Genomic DNA, 16,790 nt, shown 5'->3' on the forward strand with positions numbered 1-16,790 from the left:
GAGTTAGCCGGGCGCCGAGGTCGCGATCTCGGTGATGCCGCCCATGCCGACGGTGTGGTGGTTGCGCCCGGCGAGCAGCGCCACCCGGGCCGGCGAGCAGAGCGCGGTGGTGTGGAAGCGGTTGTAGCGCAGCCCGCCTGCGGCGAGCCGCTCCGCGGTGGGCATGCTCACCGGTCCGCCGAAGGCCGAGGACGCTCCGAAACCCACATCGTCGAGGAGCACGATCAGCACGTTGGGCGCGCCGGCCGGGGGTCGAAGGGCGACAATCGGCGGGTACGCCGTATCGGGGTCCTTCGCGTCGTAGGTCGTCAGCCCGATGTTCGTGCGGTCCGGAATCGGCAGGACCGACCGTTGACTCTCACCCACGACATACCTCCACCAATAAGAACAAAACCCACGTATCCCCGAAACTACGCCCACCGCCCCGTCAAGGCGCAACTCTTCAAGAGTTGTTGATTCAGGCCGTTAGGCCTTGAAGAGTTGCGCCTTGCCCCCGGACCGCCGGGCCGCCGACGTGCAGATGTCGCGCGATCCGCTACCGATCGGTAGCGTGACGGGCATGCCGAAGGACTCCGCCCGCCCCTATGACCTCGTGCTCTTCGGTGCCACCGGGTTCACCGGCTCGCTGACCGCCCGCTACCTCGCCGAGCACGCCCCGGCCGACTGCCACTGGGCGCTCGCCGGGCGCAACTGGGGCAAGCTGGAGGCGCTGCGCACCGAGCTCGCCGCGGTCAACCCGGCCTGCGCCGACCTGCCGCTGCTCGCCGCCGACGTCACCGACCCCGGTTCGCTGCAGGCGGTGGCGGAGTCGGCCCGGGTCATCATCACCACCGTCGGCCCCTACGCGCTGCACGGCGAGCCGCTCGTCGCCGCCTGCGCCGAGGCGGGCACCGACTACGTCGACCTCACCGGGGAACCGGAGTTCATCGACCGGATGTACGCCGCCCACCACGCCCGCGCCGTGCAGACCGGTGCCCGGCTGGTGCACGCGTGCGGCTTCGACTCGATCCCGCACGACCTCGGCGTGCTCTTCACGGTCGGATTGCTGCCGGAGGGCGTACCCATCGTGATCGAAGGTTTTGTCCGAGCCGGCGGCGAGGTCTCGGGCGGGACGCTCGCGTCGGCGCTGCTGGCGTTCTCGCGGCAGCGGCAGACCCGCGACGCGGCGAAGGCGCGGCGGGCGCTGGAGGTGCGACCTGCCGGGCGGCGGATCTCGACCTCGGGGGCGAAGCTGCACCGCGACGCGACGGTCAACGCCTGGGCGGTGCCGCTGCCGACCGTGGATCCGCAGGTGGTCGGTCGCAGCGCGGCGGCGCTGGAGCGGTACGGCCCCGACTTCACCTACCGGCACTTCGCCGCGGTGAAGCGGCTGCCGGTGGTGCTCGGAGCGGGTGCCGCGCTCGGCGGAGCGGCGCTGCTGGCGCAGCTCGGCCCGGCCCGGCGGTTCATCATGGACCGGCGCAAGTCCGGCGAGGGTCCCAGTGCCGAGAAGCGGGCGAAGAGCTGGTTCTCGGTACGGTTCGTCGGCGAGGGCGGCGGCAAGCGCGTCGTCACCGAGGTGGCCGGCGGCGATCCCGGGTACGACGAGACGGCGAAGATGCTCGCGGAATCCGCGCTGTGCCTCGCTTTCGACGACCTTCCGGATATGTCCGGTCAGACCACCACGGCTGTCGCGATGGGCGACGCCCTCATCGAGAGACTGGTCCGGGCGGGCCTGCGGTTCTCCGTGCGGGAGTGACACACTGTCGCCTCCGGGCGGCCGATGTGGCTGCCCACTCACGTGAGACGGGGCAAGCAGTGGACGTCGCCACCCTTCAGGCGCAACAGACCCTCACCATCAAGCAGCGCTTCACCTTCATGGTCAACCGCTACGAGGTGCGCACCACCTCCGACCAGCTCGTGGCCTTCGCCGAGCAGAAGCGGATGGCCTTCAAGGAGCAGGTCACCCTCTACGCCGACGACGCCAAGAAGCACGTCTTCGCCGGCTTCAAGGCCCGCAAGGTGCTCGACCTCGGCGGCGCCTATGACGTGACGGACGCGGCCGGCGCGCCGATCGGCCTGTTCCGCAAGGACTTCGCGGCGTCGCTGCTGCGGTCGACGTGGCACGTCGAGGACGGCGCGGGCACCACCACCGGCCAGGAGCGCAGCTTCCCGATCGCGCTGCTGCGCCGCTTCACCGACATCAGCTTCCTGCCCTACCACTTCGACTTCGTCCGCAATGGACAGACGATCTTCTCGGTCGAGAAGAAATGGGGCATCCGCGACAAGTACGTCGTCACCATCAACGACCCCCACATCGACCGCCGCCTGGTCGTGTCGATGGCCGTAGCCCTCGACGCCCTCCAGGGCCGCTGATGTAGCCCCGCCCCGGGGCCCTTAGGCCCCGGGGCGACCCCCCAGGGGGCGAAAATCGCTGGTAGGACTCGGTAGCCTGACGATATGCCCCCGCAACTCCCCCACCCCGACCCCGGCACGCCCGACCTCCGGGGTCCGCTGCGCTATCTCTGGTGGCTCGTCGCCTGCCAGCCGTGGCGGGTGCTGCGCGGCAGCGTCATCGGCACGCTCTGGATGATCGGGCTCGCGGTGCGCCCCTACCTGATCGCCCGCGCCATCGACGACGGACTGCTCGCCCACGACCAGGGGGCGCTCCTCTTCTGGGTGGCGGCGGTCCTGGCCGCCGGCGGCATACTGGCCTGGCTCGGCATCATTCGGCACCGCACGATGACCTTCGTCCGCGAGGACGCCACCGCCCGGTCGGCGGCGGTCCTGCTCCGCCACATCTCCCGCGTCGGCGCGGTGCTGCCGCGCAAGCTCGCCGCCGGTGAGGTCGCCACGGTCGGCGGCACCGACATCGGCCGAGCCTCGATGGTGCTGACGATGACCGGGCCGGGCGTCGGCGCGGTGATGGCCTACACCGCCGTCGCCGTGGCCCTGTGGCGGATCTCGCCCATGCTCGCCGCGGTCGTGCTGCTCGGGGTCCCGGCGATCGCGATCGGCGTCGGGCCGCTGCTGCGGCGGCTGGAGCGGGCCGAGACCGGCTACCGCCGCCAGCAGGGCATCCTCACCACCCGGGCGGGAGACATCGTCGCCGGGCTGCGGGTGCTCGCCGGGGTCGGCGGACGCGACCTCTTCGCCCGCCGCTACGCCGACCGCTCCCGGGAACTGCGGACCGAGGGCTACCGGGTCGCGGCGGTGGCGAGCTGGATCGAGGCGCTCACCGTCGGCATCCCCGGCCTCTTCCTCGCCACGGTGGTGTGGCTGTGCGCCCGGATGGCCGCCGACGGCGAGATCACGATCGGGCAGATGGTCGCCGTCTACGGCTACGTCGCGATCCTCATCGTGCCGGTCTGGTTCCTGCTGGAGGCGGGCTACGAGCTCATCCAGGGCCGGGTCGCCGTCCGCCGGATCATCGCCGTGCTCAGCATCGAGCCCGACACCGCCGGGGCGACCGGCGACGGACCCGGCCCGCGCGGCGCCGGCGACCTGCACGACCCGGACTCGGGACTGACCGTGGCCTCGGGCGGGTTCATCGGGGTCGCCGCCGACGATCCCGCCACCGCGATCGCGATCGCCGACCGGCTCGGCCGCTACGCACCCGGCGACGTGACGTGGGGCGGGCTGCCGATCAGCGGGGTCGCCCTGCCCGAGGTCCGCGAGCGCATCCTCGTCGCCGACCACGACTCCTACCTCTTCGCAGGCACGTTGCGAGAGATCCTGCGCGGCGCCGACGACGAGCGGGCGACCGAGGCGCTGCACACCGCGTCCGCGGCCGACGTGATGGAGTCGCTGCCCGACGGGCTGGAGAGTCCGCTGGAGTCGAGGGCGCGGTCGCTCTCCGGCGGCCAGCGCCAGCGGATCCGCCTCGCTCAGGCGCTGCTCGCCGAGTCCGAGGTGCTGATCCTCATCGACCCGACCTCCGCCGTCGACGCCCACACCGAGGCCCGGATCGCCGAGCGGCTGCGCGCCGCGCGGCACGGCCGGACGACGATCATGATGACCACCTCGCCGCTGCTGCTCGGGCGGACGGACACCGTCGCCTACCTGCGGGAGGGGCGGGTCGCCGCCGAGGGAACGCACGCCGAGCTGCTCGCCCGCGACACCGGCTACCGGGCCCTCGTCGCCCGCACCGTGGATGCGGACTCCGCCACCGACGACGCGCTGGGAGCACTGCGATGAACCGCCTGCCCGTCGCCGACCGCCCCACGGTCCGCCGCGCCGCCTGGGCGCTGATGACCTATGAGAAGCGCGCCGTCGCCCTCATCCTTGCCCTGCACATCGCCGCGGCCCTGGCCGCGATCGCGGCACCGGCACTGGTCGGGCAGATCGTGAACGAGGTCAACGCCGGTGCCACCGCGGACTCCGTGGACAGGCTGGCGCTGCTCATCGGCGTCTGCGTCGTGATCCAGGTGATCCTCGGGCGCTACGCGCAGTATTTCGGCCACCGCTTCGGCGAGCGGTCCATCGCGCGGCTCCGGGAGGAGTTCGTGTCGCGTACGCTCGCCCTGCCCATCTCCGTCGTCGAGCGCGCCGGGACCGGCGACCTCGCCACCCGCAGCTCCGTGGACGTGGCCAACGTCGGCAACACGGTCCGCGACGTGGTGCCGGTCGTCATCATCGCCTCCACCCAGCTGATCCTGCTCTTCGGCGCCGTCTTCGTGCTGCACCCGCTGCTCGGCCTCGTCGCGCTGACCGGACTGCCGTCGATCATGCTGGTGAGCCGCTGGTACCTGCGCCGGGCGACCCCCGCGTACCTCCTGGAGGGCGCGGCCAGCGCGGAGCTCACCGACGAGCTCACCGCGACCGCCGAGGGCGCCCGGACCGTGGAGGCGCTGCGCCTGTCCGGCCACCGCGTCGAGCGCGGCACCGACCGCATCGGCCGCCAGTGGCAGACCCGCCGCGCCACCCTCGCACTGCGCAGCGTCTTCTTCCCGGTGGTCGAGACGAGCTACGCGGTGCCGGTCGCCGCGATCCTGCTCGCGGGCGGATTCTTCTACAGCCGCGGCATGGTGACCCTTGGCGCGGTCGTGGCGGCGGCGCTCTACCTGCAGCAGGCGATCGAGCCGCTCGACCGGCTGCTGCAGTGGATGGAGCAGGCCCAGCGCGGCATCGCCTCGTTCTCCCGCGTTCTCGGGGTGGGCCTGGTGCCACCCGAGCCGCGCGGCGCGGAGTCCGCGCCGTCCGGGCAGCACCTCACGGTGCGCGGTGCCCGGTTCGCCTACGGGGGCGGGCCGGACGTGCTGCACGGCATCGACCTCGACGTCCGGCCCGGTGAACGGCTCGCCCTCGTCGGCCCGTCCGGCGCCGGCAAGTCGACCCTCGCCCGGCTGCTCGCCGGCATCGACGCACCGCACGCCGGGTCGGTCCGCATCGGCGGCCTGCCGGTGACCGATCTGGAGCCCGCCGAACGGCGCCGGCGCATCGCGCTCGTCACCCAGGAACACCACGTCTTCATCGGATCGCTGCGCGACAACCTGGCGTTCGCCGCACCCGGCGCGAGCGACGAGCAGATGCGGGCGGCACTCGCCGCCGTCGGCGCCGACTGGGCGGCCGACCTGCCCGAAGGGCTCGACACCGAGGTGGGCGACGGCGGCAGGCAGCTCCCGGCCGCCGACGCGCAGCAGCTCGCGCTGGCCCGCCTGGTCCTCGCCGACCCGCACACCCTGATCCTGGACGAGGCGACCGCCGCACTCGACCCGACGACGGCCCGCCGGACCGAGCGGGCGCTGGGCGCGGTTCTGGCGGGGCGCACCGTCATCGCGATCGCCCACCGCCTCAACACCGCCCACGACGCCGACCGGGTCGCGGTGCTCGAAGGCGGCAGGATCACGGAGCTGGGCAGCCACGACGAGCTGGTCCGCATCGGCGGCGCCTACGCCGCGCTGTGGCACTCCTGGCACGGCCCCGCGCCGGCGTAGCTGGTCGTTTTGCAGCAAAGCGTGGCCATCTCGCGCAGCGAGGCCACGCTTTGCTGCAAAACGTGACCTCGCGAGCGCCTGCCAGAAACAGCCGGCGCCTACGCCGCTTGGCGGGCGCGGTAGGTGCGGATCTTGTCGCGGTTGCCGCACGCCTCCATCGAGCACCAGCGCCCGCCGCCGTTGCGGGAGCTGTCGTAGAAGACCCAGCGGCAGTCCTCGGCCGCGCACTCCTTGAGCCGGGCCCAGGAACCGGACCACTGCGCCCGCACCGCGGCCGCCGCCACGAGCGCCAGCGCCCCGGGGACGCCGTCCGCCTCCGGCACCAGACCGGGGGTGCCGTCGGAGTCGCACGCCACCCGCAGCGGCAGCCGTTCCAGAGCACCGTTTACCTCGAAGAGATCAGGCCCCGGTACGCCGTCGCCGGCCCGCAGCCGCATCGCCACCCGCAGCGCCTCGCGGAGCTCCTGCCCCAACTCCAGATCGTTGAGGTGGGCCCGCGAGCGGTGGTTGATCAGGTGGTGCTCGACGAGCCAGCGGGTCAGGTCGCCGGGGGTGATCAGCGCGTCGCCGCCGTGGTGGCGTCGGCCGTGCCGGACATAGCTGCGCAGGTCGAGGGTGTTGAGAAAATCGGCGACGACCGCGAGCTGCTGGGGGGTGCTCACGACACCACTGTAAGCAGATAACGGTGTCACCGTAAGGACACCGGTGTCGGGCTTTACCGGTGTCATCCCAGGGAGCGCCGGTTGACGGCGATCACCAGCAGGGCTCCGACGGCGGTGAGGGCGAGTTGGATGGCGATCTGGAGGGCCATGACCCCGCTCATGCCCGAAATCCGGTGTCTTTAAACACCGATGACCACTATATCGATACCCGACGTGATCGACTGATTTATCACTTCGGAGCCCGTGCTCTGTTCGCTCCCGCCGGATCTCCACTCTTGCCTGGTCAAGGTCCAGGAGTGCGCTCGCCGAGGCAGGAGCGGGGCTTGTCGGATCCCTCATTCGGATCGACGTGCCACTCCTGCGGTTGTAGCGTAACGATCGTGGGACCGGCATTGCGAAACCATGACAAAGCCGATCACGCGCGGGCCTCTCAGGCGTTGCGCGCCGCCTATGCGGCGCTGCCGCCCGATGCGCCGGTGCGACTGGCGAAGAAGACCTCCAATCTGTTCCGTTTTCGCCCCCCTGGCGAGACCGGTCTGGACGTAAGCCCCTTCGATCAGGTCATCTCGATCGACCCTGACCGGCGCACCGCCGACGTGCAGGGCATGGTGACCTATGAGGCGCTCGTCGACGCGACCCTGCGGCACGGACTCATGCCGCTCGTCGTCCCCCAGCTCAAGACGATCACCCTCGGCGGAGCGGTCGCGGGCCTCGGCATCGAGTCCTCCTCGTTCCGCAACGGGCTGCCGCACGAGTCGGTGCTCGAGATGGAGATCCTCACCGGCAGCGGCGAGATCGTGCTCGCCACGCCCGACAACGAGCACGCGGAACTCTTCCGCGGCTTCCCCAACTCCTACGGCACGCTCGGCTACGCGCTGCGCCTGACGATCGAGCTGGAGCCCGTCAAGCCCTACGTCCGGCTGCGGCACGTGCGCTTCGACGACGCGCACTCCTGCTTCGCAGCGATGGAGGCGATCTGCGCCACCGGCGCCGACCAGGGCGAGCGCGTCGACTTCATCGACGGGACGGTCTTCGGCCCCGACGAGCAGTATCTGACGCTCGCCACCTTCACCGACACCGCGCCGTCGGTCAGCGACTACACCGGCATGGAGATCTACTACCGCTCCATCCAGCGCAAGCGGGTCGACCACCTCACGGTCCGCGACTACATCTGGCGGTGGGACACCGACTGGTTCTGGTGCTCGCGCGCCCTCGGCGTCCAACAGCCGTGGGTACGCCGCATGTGGCCCGCGAGCAAGCGCCGCTCCGATGTCTACCGCCGGCTCGTCGCGCTGGACCGGCGGCACCGCATCAGCAACCGGCTCGACAAGTGGCGCGGGCACCCGCAGCAGGAGCCCGTGGTGCAGGACATCGAGGTCCCGGTGGCCCAGGGACCGTCCTTCCTGGACTTCTTCCACCGCGAGATCGGCATCGAGCCGATCTGGCTGTGCCCGCTGCGCCTGCGCGATCCGCAGGCGTGGCCGCTCTACCCGCTCAAGCCCGGTGAGCTCTACGTCAACGTCGGGTTCTGGTCCAGCGTCTCGCTCCACGCCGGCCAGGCCGAGGGGCACTACAACCGCCTCATCGAGGAGGCGGTGACCGCGCACGACGGTCACAAGTCCCTCTACTCGACGTCCTTCTACCCGCCGGAGGAGTTCTGGCGGCTCTATGACGGCGTGGCCTACGCCGAACTCAAGCACCGGTACGACCCGAACCAGCGGCTGCCGGATCTGTACGACAAATGTGTCGGGATGCGATAAGGAGTCAACTGTGGCGATCGCCCAGGTCTTTGCGCGCCTCGTGGGGGGCGCGCTGCCACTTCGTTTTCAAGCCTTCGACGGCAGCAAAGCCGGTCCCGACGACGCCGAGGTCGGCGTCGAGGTCCGGTCGCCGCGAGCGCTGTCCTACCTGGCCACGTCGCCGGGGAGCCTCGGCCTCGCCCGGGCGTATGTCGCCGGTGACATCGAGGTCTCCGGCGACCTCTACACGGCGCTGTCCCGGCTCGCCTCGATGGACCTGTCGATGTCCCTCGGAGACCGGATCAGCACGCTGCGCCAGCTCGGCGGAGCCAAGCTGCTGATCCCGCCGCCACCGCCGCCGCAGGAGGTGCGCCTGCGCGGCCGACGCCACTCCAAGGCCCGCGACCAGGCGGCGATCGCGCACCACTACGACGTCTCCAACAAGTTCTACTCGTGGATCCTGGGACCGTCGATGGCCTATACCTGTGCCGTCTACCCCAGCGACACCGCGACGCTCGAGGAGGCGCAGTACGCCAAGCACGACCTCGTCGCACGCAAGCTGGCCCTGAAGCCGGGGATGCGGCTGCTCGACGTCGGGTGCGGCTGGGGCGGCATGGTGATGCACGCCGCCAAGCACTACGGCGTCAACGCGATCGGCGTGACCCTGTCGCGCCGCCAGGCCGAGTGGGCACAGAAGGCGATCGCCGAGGAGGGCCTGTCGGACCTCGCCGAGGTGCGCTACCTCGACTACCGCGATCTACCTCCGGGCCGGTTCGACGCGATCAGCTCCATCGGGCTCACCGAGCACATCGGACGCGCGCAGCTGCCGGGCTACTTCGGCTTCCTGCTCAACCGGCTGGAGACCGGAGGGCGGCTGCTCAACCACTGCATCACGCGGCCCAACAACACCGATCCGGCGATCCGCGAGCAGATGTTCATCAACCGCTACATCTTCCCCGACGGCGAGCTCTCCGGCCCCGGGCACCTCATCGGCGTCATGACCGACGTGGGCTTCGAGGTCCGCCACGAGGAGAACCTGCGCGAGCACTACGCCATGACGCTGGCGGCCTGGTCACGCAACCTCGACGCCAACTGGGACGACGCGGTGGCCGAGGTCGGCCTGGCCCGGGCCCGGGTCTGGCGCCTCTATCTCGCCGGGACCCGGATCGGCTTCGAGCGCAACGAGGTCCAGCTCCATCAGGTGCTCGGCGTCAAGCTCGACGCCGCCGGTGCCAGCCGGATGCCGCTGCGGCCCGACTGGTAGATCGCCTCGCTGAGCCGGTGGACGAACACGTCCACCGGCTCCGGGCCGACATCGACAGGCGCGGTGGCGCGGCCCAGGGCCACCCCGACGACGAGCTCGGTGACGGGTCGACCGCCCGAGAGGAACTGCATCACGCGTACACCGGTCACCTCGCCGCCGCGCAGCCAGTCGACGGGCTCCATCGCGGCACCCAGCGACGACGGCGCGCGCAGTTGCTGGCGCAGCGGTCGGACCACCGTGCCGACCGCTTCGATCTGTGCGAGCGGCCGTTCGGTGGCGGTGCCCGCCTTCGCCTGCCCGGTCCGCATCTCCAACGTCTCGCTGTAGAGCACGCACCGGTCGTCGATGAGGTGCACCACGAGGATCTCGTAGACGCTGAAGTGGCCGTCGGCGACGTCGTTGCGGCCGGTGGTGAGGTCCGGCACGCCGACGACGGTGAGGCAGCGGGCGGCGGTGCTCGCCGCGCCGAGCCGACGGGCGGCGCGCTCGACGGACTGCTCGACGCCGGCGGCGAGCCAGTGGTCCATCTGGACACCGGTCGGACGGCGCCGCGACCGGCGGACCGCCACCCGGTAGCGCAGGACCCAGCCGATGGTGTGCATGAGGGTGAAGCAGAAACCGACGGCGCCCGCGACGAGCAGCAGGGACGAGACACCCGCGAGGTATCCGTCGCGGGCGGAGAAGAGCGCCGTGCCCCCGGCGACGGCAGCGACCGAGCACGCCAGCAGCGCAAGGTCACGTCCCACCCCCGGTCGGTGGGGCACCGGCAGGAAGAACGTGGCGGCGAGTTCGGCGCGGTCCTCGGTCATCGTCGCGAGGATACGAAGGAAGCGTTACTAATAGATGTCGGCTGACCGGTCAGCGTATGTCCCGATCGGACAAATGGATCACCCGTGTCGTCAGGACCCCATAAGGCATCCAGTCAATGCCGTTCATGATCACGACACGGTTCATCGATATCCGATAGCAGGAGAATCACACAGTCTCTTTACAGTGAGGCTAAATTGCGATATGAACTAAGTCTCAAACTTGTACCGCGGAGAGACACACGCGGGAGGAGACTCCGGGGCGGGCTGTTACCAGGATCGGCCCGCCCCGGTTCCCGCGTCAGCGGGCGAGCAGCACCAGCGCGAGCGCGATCGCCGCAGGCAGCGCCTGTGCGATGAGGATCCGCTTGTTGGCCGTGACAGCACCGTAGACCCCGGCCACGATCACGCAGAGCAGGAAGAAGACCTGCACCCGGAACCCGGTCGGGTCATCGGCCACCAGCCCCCAGATCAGCCCGGCCGCGAGGAACCCGTTGTAGAGCCCCTGGTTCGCCGCGAGCCCCTTGGTCCTCGCCGCGAGTTCCGCGTCGAAGCCGGAGAGCTTGCGCCCCACCGGCCCCGTCCAGAGGAACATCTCCAGCACCATGAAGTAGATGTGCAGGACGGCGACGACGCCGACCATGATTGACGCGGCAACCTGCATCGCCGCTCACCGCCTCCCGATCAGCCCCGTGCACCGACGACTCTAAGCGATCACAAGGGCACGCATGCCGTAACGGCCCGGCCAGCGGATTTACCCGATTCGTACATGGACCGGACACATCGTTCACCTGCCGCGGGAACGATGTTCACCGCGCCTTCCGCCCCGGTCCGGCCGTTCTGCCATCGCACTGGCATCCCCCGGCCGGGCCGGGCGGAAGGCGTCCAGTCAGCGGAACTCGTGAACGACCGAGATCTGCCCGACGATGTGCCGGTTGAACTCCTCGAGCTCCTCGGCGGGCACCCAGAGCTCGATGATGTCGCGCCCGCCAGCCTGCTGCACGGGGTAGCGGCGCGAGAACTCAAGGTTGATCTCGAAGCGGGTGACGTACCCGACGCCGGAGGCGGGCACGTTCCAGTCCCGGGCGATCTTGATCGCGTACTCCTCGTTGAGGACCGGGTAGAAGATCGGCTGCTCGGGCAGGCGCGGCGGCCACGCGGTCCAGCCGGACGCGCGCACGAGCTCCAGCTCCGCGGGCCCGGTCGGCCGCCAGAGGGTCAAGGTCTCCGTCATCACGATCTCCTTCGGATGGGTACGCCGAAGAGTAAGCGGCGGCCGGACCCATGGCGAACGAAATCAGGGGCGCGGCAACCGGTGCCGCGCCCCTGATCGTCACACCGGATTACGCGGCGGGGTACCACTTCTGGGCGGCGCCGCCGGTGCAGGCCCAGATCTGCAGCTGGGTGCCGTCGGCGGTGCTGCCGCCGGTGGCATCCAGACACTTCTGCGACTGCGGGTTGTAGAGCTCGTTGATGCCGGTCCGTTGCCAGACCTGCGCCCCCGAGCCGTTGCAGTCCCAGAGCTGGACCTTCGTGCCGTTCGCGGTGCCGCCGCTGGCGACATCGAGGCACTTGCCCAGGGCACGGATGTCGCTGCCGATCGTCCACTGCTGGGCGTTGGTGCCGTTGCAGCCCCAGAGCTGGATCTTCGTGCCGTTCGCCGTACCGGCCGCGTTGACATCGATGCACTTGCCGCCGGGGCCGGTGATCGCCTTGCCGCCGCCGCCGGGACCGCTGGTCCAGGAGTAGACGCGGACGTAGTCGACCGTCAGCGTCTGCGGGAAGACCGTGCTGGCGTTGGGCGAGCCCGGCCAGTTGCCGCCGACCGCGAGGTTCAGGATCATGAAGAACGGGTGGTTGAAGACCCACTGGTTGCCGCCGGCATCGGCGGGCGTCTTGCGGCCGTACTGGATGCCGTCGATGTACCAGGTGATGCTGTCGGGAGCCCAGTCGACCGCGTAGGTGTGGAACGCGTCGGCGAGGGGCGCGCCGTTGGTGTAGGCCTGGCCGAGACCGCAGCAGCCCGAGTAGCCGGGGCCGTGCAGGGTGCCGTGCACGATGTTCGGTTCGAAGCCGACGTTCTCCATGATGTCGATCTCGCCGCTCTGCGGCCAGCCGACGCTGCCGATGTTGTCGCCGAGCATCCAGAACGCGGGCCAGATGCCCTGACCGCGGGGCAGCTTCATCCGGGACTCGAAGCGGCCGTAGGCCTGGGTGAACTTGCCTTCGGTCTTGAGTCGCGCGGAGGTGTAGGTGCAGCTGCCGTACCAGCAGCCGTATCCGCCGGGGTTCTCCTTGCGGGCGGTGATGACCAGGTTGCCCGCGCCGTCGTGGGCGACGTTCTGGGTCCTGTTCGTGTAGTACTGCAGCTCGTTGTTGCCGAAACCGCCACCGCCGAGGTCGAAGTTCCACTTGGCGCTGTTGGGACCGGTGCCGGCTGCGGCGTTGAACTCGTCGGACCAGGTCAGGCCGCCGATCGCGGCGTTGGCGGCGGGGGCGGCGGGTCCGAGCAGCGTGCCGGCGGCAATGAGTGCCGCCGACGCGAGGATCACGAGGCCGCGCCGCCGAATACGGCGCAGAGGGACGGTCATGGGAGGGCTCCCTTCGCAGGTGGACCGTGGCGACGGAGGGACGACCCGCCGGACACGGAATCGATCGAAGGTTATGCCTCTCTTAACACTGTTGTCAATTTAAGTCACAATGTAAGGCCCTCGCGGGTCTCCGCGACGACCGCCGCCACGACGCCGGTCATTCCGGCTCCCTGGCCCAAAGCCCGGCGCTGCCGCTGGGCCGAGCTGCCCCGCCGGAGCAGCGCGTCCACGGCACCCACCACATAGTCCCGGTCGCCCATCTCGTCCAGTGCGTCACCGACGTGCTTGACGAGGCGGCGCACCAGGTCCGGGGCGGAGACGGACTCCCCCGCGACCGGGTCGACGAGCTGTCCACGCAGGCCGGACCGGGCCGCTCGCCACGTCGCACCGCGAACCAGCTCGTCGGTGACGGCGGCGGGGGCCTTGCCGGCGGCCTCCTCGGCGGCCGCGGTCACGACGAGCGCCCGGGCGAGCGCGCTGACGAGGACCACATCCTCCAGGCTCGGGCACGCGTCGGCGATGCGGATCTCCAGCGTCGGGTAGCGGTGCGACGGGCGCACGTCGTAATAGATCATCCCGTAGTCGCCGATGACACCGGCCTCGATCAGGCGGTCCACCCGCAGCCGGTAGTCGGCGTAGTCCTTGAAGACCGGCATCGGGCCCGCCGTCGGCCAGCGCGACACGACGATCGAGCGGTAGCTGGCGTACCCCGTGTCGTTGGATTGGAAGAAGGGCGACCCCGCGGTGAGCGCGAGCAGCGGGGGGAGCCAGCCCCGCAGGCGCGGGATGAGCCGGATCGCCAGATCCCGGTCCGGTACGCCGACCTGCACCTGACAGGCACAGACCTGCTGCTCGGTGGCGAGCTGGCGGTACTCGTCGGAGATGCGGCGGTAGCGGTCGTCGGGGTAGACGGGCGCGTTGGAGATGCCCGAGTCGGGCACGGTGCCGGCGGCGGCGATCCAGAGGCCCAGCCGGTCGGCGGAGGAGATGAGCGAGCTGCGCGACGCGATGAGCGCGCTGCGGACCTCGTCGATCGTCTCGCAGATCGGGGTGGCCGTCTCGATCATCGAGCGCTTGAACTCCTGCTGGGCGGTGTTGACCCGCTCAGCCGCCTCGACCGGTGCCTCCTCCATGATCTGCCGTGACGCGGGCGCCAGCCGTCCTGTCTCCGGGTTGAGGATGTGGAACTCCTCCTCCACCCCCACCGTCATGCCGACCTGATCCATGCCTCCTTACTACCCGCACAGGCGACATGTCATACCTGCTTTGCCCGGAGCCGCCAATTTCAGGCCCGGGAAAAGCTCCAGCTCACCATCTCGCCGTCGCGGTAGGGCATGTATCCGTGGAACGGCGGCTCGTCGTCGAAGACCATCGGCAGCCACAGCGCGTCGCTCTCCCACATCGGCACCGAGTCGAGCTCGTCGACGCCGGTCCAGACCAGGGTGCCCTCGTCGTTGCCCCCGTGGGCCTCGCCCTCGAAGGAGTCGACCCGGAAGACGAAGCAGAACCAGTCCTGGCCGCCTTTGCCGAACCCGGTCCAGGAGACGGTGCCGCGCAGCACCACGTCGCGGGCGACGAGCCCGGACTCCTCGGCGATCTCGCGGACGACGCCGGAGACCACGTCCTCGTCCCGCTCGACCCGGCCGCCCAGGCCCAGGTGCTTGCCGAAGTGGATGTCGCCGGGCCGCTTGTCGCGGTGGATGAGCAGCACCCGCCGCCGATCCGGCGAGACGACGTAGGCGAGCGTCGCGACGACCGGCATCAACGACGTCACTCGCCGCTCCTGACCGAGTAGCGCAGGTAGAGCAGCTCGCCGTCGGTGAGCGCGTGGCGGATCCGCAGCGCCTGCGGGTCGAAGCGCTCCCCCGCGATGATCCGGCCCGGGCCGGGACCGACGAGCAGCGGGCTCAGCGTCAGGAAGAGCTCGTCGACATCTCCGGCGGCGGCGAGCGCGCCGAAGGTGTGCGGGCCGCCCTCGCAGAGGATCTGCGGCAGGCCGAGCGCGGCCAGCTCCGCCTTGGCCTTGGCCGAGTCGGTCAGCACGATCGGATCACCGGCGAGGACCTTCTCGGGCACGTCGCCGGAGCGGGTCAGGACCGCCATGCGCGGGTTGGGAGCGAGCCCCCGGGCCACCCGCCAGGCCTGAGCCGCCTCGGCCAGCTCGATGGGGCCGTAACCCTCGGCGCGGATCGTGCCCGCGCCGACCAGCACGACATCGGCGTGCAGCCGCAGCCGGGCCATCATCTCCTGGTCGGTGGCGTTGCCGAGGGCGCCGGAGCGGCCGTCGAGCGTGACGGCGCCGTCGAGCGCGGCGATGAAGTTGACCCGGATCCGGGGGGTCTGGCGGTCGTCGGGCGCGCAGGCGCCGACGAGAGCCGCCTCGTCGAGGTCGTGGGCGCCGGGCTCCGGCAGCAGCATCCGCATGGGCTACAGGTTATGCGTCGTATAGGACGGCGGGCGCCAGCCCAGGATCGACTCGGTCATCCGGATCGCGTCGACCGACTCCCTGACGTTGTGCATCCGCACGATCCGGGCACCCAGGAACGCGCAGGCCACCATGGCGGCGAGGCTGCCGGAGAGGCGTTCGCCCCGGGGCCGGTCGAGGGTCTCGCCGACGAAGTCCTTATTGGAGACCGCCGCCAGCGTGGGGTAGCCGATCTCGGTGATCTCGGCCATCCGCCGGGTCAGCTCCAGCGTGTGGAACGTGTTCTTGTTCAGGTCGTGGCCGGGGTCGATGATGATCTGCTCCGGGCGTACCCCCCGGGCCAGCGCTACCTCCACGCGGGCCCGCAGCAGCGCGGCGATGTCGCCCGCGACATCGGCGTAGGTCGGCCGCGGGTAGTGCGTCCGCGGCTGGGCCAGGCTGTGCGTGATGATCAGCTGGGTACGCGGCCGCTGCGCCACCAGGTCCGCCAGGCGCGGATCGTGCAGTCCGGTGGTGTCGTTGACGATGCTCGCACCCGCCTCCAGCGCCGCGTGCGCCACCTCGTAGCGGAACGTGTCGACGCTGATCACCAGATCGGGGTGCGCCGCCATCGCGGCCTCGATCAACGGCATGACCCGGTCGAGCTCCTCGGACGCGGGCAGCTCGCCGTCGTTGGGCGAGAACTTGACCCCGCCGATGTCGACGAGGTCCGCACCGTCGGCGACCGCCGCGTCGACGGCCTCGACCGCCTTCTCCAGCGCGTAGGTGGCGCCCTGGTCGTAGAACGAGTCCGGGGTGCGGTTTATCACGGCCATCACGGCGATGTGGCGGGCGAAATCGAACTCGCGGGTCCCGATGACGCGCCGGGGTGCGATCAGGTCCGGCAGGAAGAATCCGCTCATAGGGTGATCTTAGGCTGACGCTGCGTGGAGGTACGCGTAGTGCCCGGTGGCGAGCGCCCGATAGCATCCGGGTGACGACGCGTGAAGGGCGGTGGCGAGGGTGGCAGGTCGAGGCCCGCTCCGCCTGTTGCTGCTCGCCGCGCTGACGGTCGGCGTCGCCGGGATGCACACGCTCGGCCATGCCGACACCGATCACACCGCCCCTTCGGCCGTCGGCGCGCACGCCCAGCCGACCGTGCCGGTCCTCGTCGGCGACGGGCCCGCCGCCGAGACCGAGCCGTGCCTGTGTTTCGACCCGTCGTCGGCCTGCCTCGCCGTGGTCCGCAGCGGCTGGACGCCGGCCCCTGCGGCCAACCCGGTGACCGGCCCCGCCACCGGCCACGACGTCCACGCCGGGCCGTCCGACCCCACGGCGTCGAGCCGGCCCCCACCCGGCGTCGGGCTCCGTCTCGCCAACCTTTCCGTGCTGCGCATATAGGGCATCCC

17 protein-coding genes are annotated in these 16,790 nt (G+C 70.7%); 7 read left to right on the forward strand and 10 right to left on the reverse strand.

What is annotated here, in order from left to right:
- Window positions 1–3: 3 nt before the first annotated feature.
- Window positions 4–366, reverse strand: a complete 363-nt coding sequence (locus F4553_RS41710) for a sulfatase-like hydrolase/transferase (protein WP_312875090.1) — start codon at window positions 364–366, stop codon at window positions 4–6.
- Between the two features lie 193 nt (window positions 367–559).
- On the opposite strand from F4553_RS41710, the gene F4553_RS04880 reads away from it, so the two are divergent.
- The 4 genes from F4553_RS04880 to F4553_RS04895 all read left to right on the forward strand — a co-directional run bounded on the left by F4553_RS04880 (window position 560) and on the right by F4553_RS04895 (window position 5,915).
- A complete protein-coding gene (locus F4553_RS04880) occupies window positions 560–1,738 on the forward strand; it encodes a saccharopine dehydrogenase family protein (protein WP_184832565.1) in 1,179 nt (392 codons plus the stop codon).
- 119 nt (window positions 1,739–1,857) lie between these two features.
- Window positions 1,858–2,355 carry an LURP-one-related family protein gene (locus F4553_RS04885; protein WP_184833247.1) on the forward strand — a complete coding sequence of 166 codons (498 nt, stop codon included), beginning with the start codon at window positions 1,858–1,860 and terminating at the stop codon, window positions 2,353–2,355.
- 84 nt (window positions 2,356–2,439) lie between these two features.
- Window positions 2,440–4,176 carry an ABC transporter ATP-binding protein gene (locus F4553_RS04890; RefSeq protein ID WP_184832567.1) on the forward strand — a complete coding sequence of 579 codons (1,737 nt, stop codon included), beginning with the start codon at window positions 2,440–2,442 and terminating at the stop codon, window positions 4,174–4,176.
- Window positions 4,173–5,915 (forward strand): ABC transporter ATP-binding protein, encoded by a 1,743-nt coding sequence (locus F4553_RS04895; protein ID WP_184832569.1) that lies wholly within the window; start codon window positions 4,173–4,175, stop codon window positions 5,913–5,915. Before F4553_RS04890 ends, F4553_RS04895 begins: the two co-directional genes overlap by 4 nt.
- Before the next feature lie 98 nt (window positions 5,916–6,013).
- Here F4553_RS04895 and F4553_RS04900 read toward each other — a convergent pair whose 3' ends face one another.
- Complete coding sequence (locus tag F4553_RS04900; protein ID WP_184832571.1) at window positions 6,014–6,577, reverse strand: CGNR zinc finger domain-containing protein; 564 nt, start codon at window positions 6,575–6,577, stop codon at window positions 6,014–6,016.
- 392 nt (window positions 6,578–6,969) lie between these two features.
- On the opposite strand from F4553_RS04900, the gene F4553_RS04905 reads away from it, so the two are divergent.
- Entirely contained in the window at window positions 6,970–8,337 is a 1,368-nt protein-coding gene (locus tag F4553_RS04905; protein ID WP_221469770.1) for an FAD-binding oxidoreductase, read from the forward strand.
- 10 nt (window positions 8,338–8,347) lie between these two features.
- A complete protein-coding gene (locus tag F4553_RS04910; protein WP_184832575.1) occupies window positions 8,348–9,580 on the forward strand; it encodes an SAM-dependent methyltransferase in 1,233 nt (410 codons plus the stop codon).
- On the opposite strand, the gene F4553_RS04915 is transcribed toward F4553_RS04910, so the two are convergent.
- The 8 genes from F4553_RS04915 to folP all read right to left on the reverse strand — a co-directional run bounded on the left by F4553_RS04915 (window position 9,514) and on the right by folP (window position 16,304).
- A complete protein-coding gene (locus tag F4553_RS04915) occupies window positions 9,514–10,389 on the reverse strand; it encodes a hypothetical protein (protein ID WP_184832577.1) in 876 nt (291 codons plus the stop codon). The two genes, F4553_RS04910 and F4553_RS04915, sit on opposite strands and share 67 nt — an antisense overlap.
- Before the next feature lie 298 nt (window positions 10,390–10,687).
- Window positions 10,688–11,050, reverse strand: coding sequence for a DUF1304 domain-containing protein (locus F4553_RS04920; protein ID WP_184832579.1), 363 nt, complete (start codon window positions 11,048–11,050; stop codon window positions 10,688–10,690).
- 225 nt (window positions 11,051–11,275) lie between these two features.
- The gene (locus F4553_RS04925) at window positions 11,276–11,620 is read right to left on the reverse strand and encodes an ADP-ribosylation/crystallin J1 (RefSeq protein ID WP_184832581.1); all 345 of its coding nucleotides are present in this window, start codon (window positions 11,618–11,620) and stop codon (window positions 11,276–11,278) included.
- Between the two features lie 109 nt (window positions 11,621–11,729).
- Window positions 11,730–12,977 (reverse strand): glycoside hydrolase family 16 protein, encoded by a 1,248-nt coding sequence (locus F4553_RS04930; RefSeq protein ID WP_184832583.1) that lies wholly within the window; start codon window positions 12,975–12,977, stop codon window positions 11,730–11,732.
- Window positions 12,978–13,081: 104 nt separating this feature from the next.
- Window positions 13,082–14,203, reverse strand: a complete 1,122-nt coding sequence (locus F4553_RS04935) for a carboxylate-amine ligase (protein ID WP_184832585.1) — start codon at window positions 14,201–14,203, stop codon at window positions 13,082–13,084.
- Window positions 14,204–14,262: 59 nt separating this feature from the next.
- The gene (locus tag F4553_RS04940; protein WP_312875091.1) at window positions 14,263–14,751 is read right to left on the reverse strand and encodes an NUDIX hydrolase; all 489 of its coding nucleotides are present in this window, start codon (window positions 14,749–14,751) and stop codon (window positions 14,263–14,265) included.
- Window positions 14,748–15,401 (reverse strand): dihydrofolate reductase family protein, encoded by a 654-nt coding sequence (locus tag F4553_RS04945; RefSeq protein WP_184832587.1) that lies wholly within the window; start codon window positions 15,399–15,401, stop codon window positions 14,748–14,750. Before F4553_RS04945 ends, F4553_RS04940 begins: the two co-directional genes overlap by 4 nt.
- Window positions 15,402–15,404: 3 nt before the next feature.
- Window positions 15,405–16,304: a dihydropteroate synthase gene (gene folP, locus F4553_RS04950; protein WP_184832589.1), complete on the reverse strand. Its 900-nt coding sequence runs from the start codon at window positions 16,302–16,304 to the stop codon at window positions 15,405–15,407.
- 100 nt (window positions 16,305–16,404) lie between these two features.
- Between folP and F4553_RS04955 the strand changes: the two genes are divergently transcribed.
- The gene (locus F4553_RS04955; protein WP_184832591.1) at window positions 16,405–16,782 is read left to right on the forward strand and encodes a DUF6153 family protein; all 378 of its coding nucleotides are present in this window, start codon (window positions 16,405–16,407) and stop codon (window positions 16,780–16,782) included.
- The last annotated feature ends 8 nt before the right edge of the window (window positions 16,783–16,790 follow it).

The sequence above is a fragment of the Allocatelliglobosispora scoriae genome (assembly GCF_014204945.1).
Taxonomy (GTDB): Bacteria; Actinomycetota; Actinomycetes; order Mycobacteriales; family Micromonosporaceae; genus Allocatelliglobosispora; species Allocatelliglobosispora scoriae.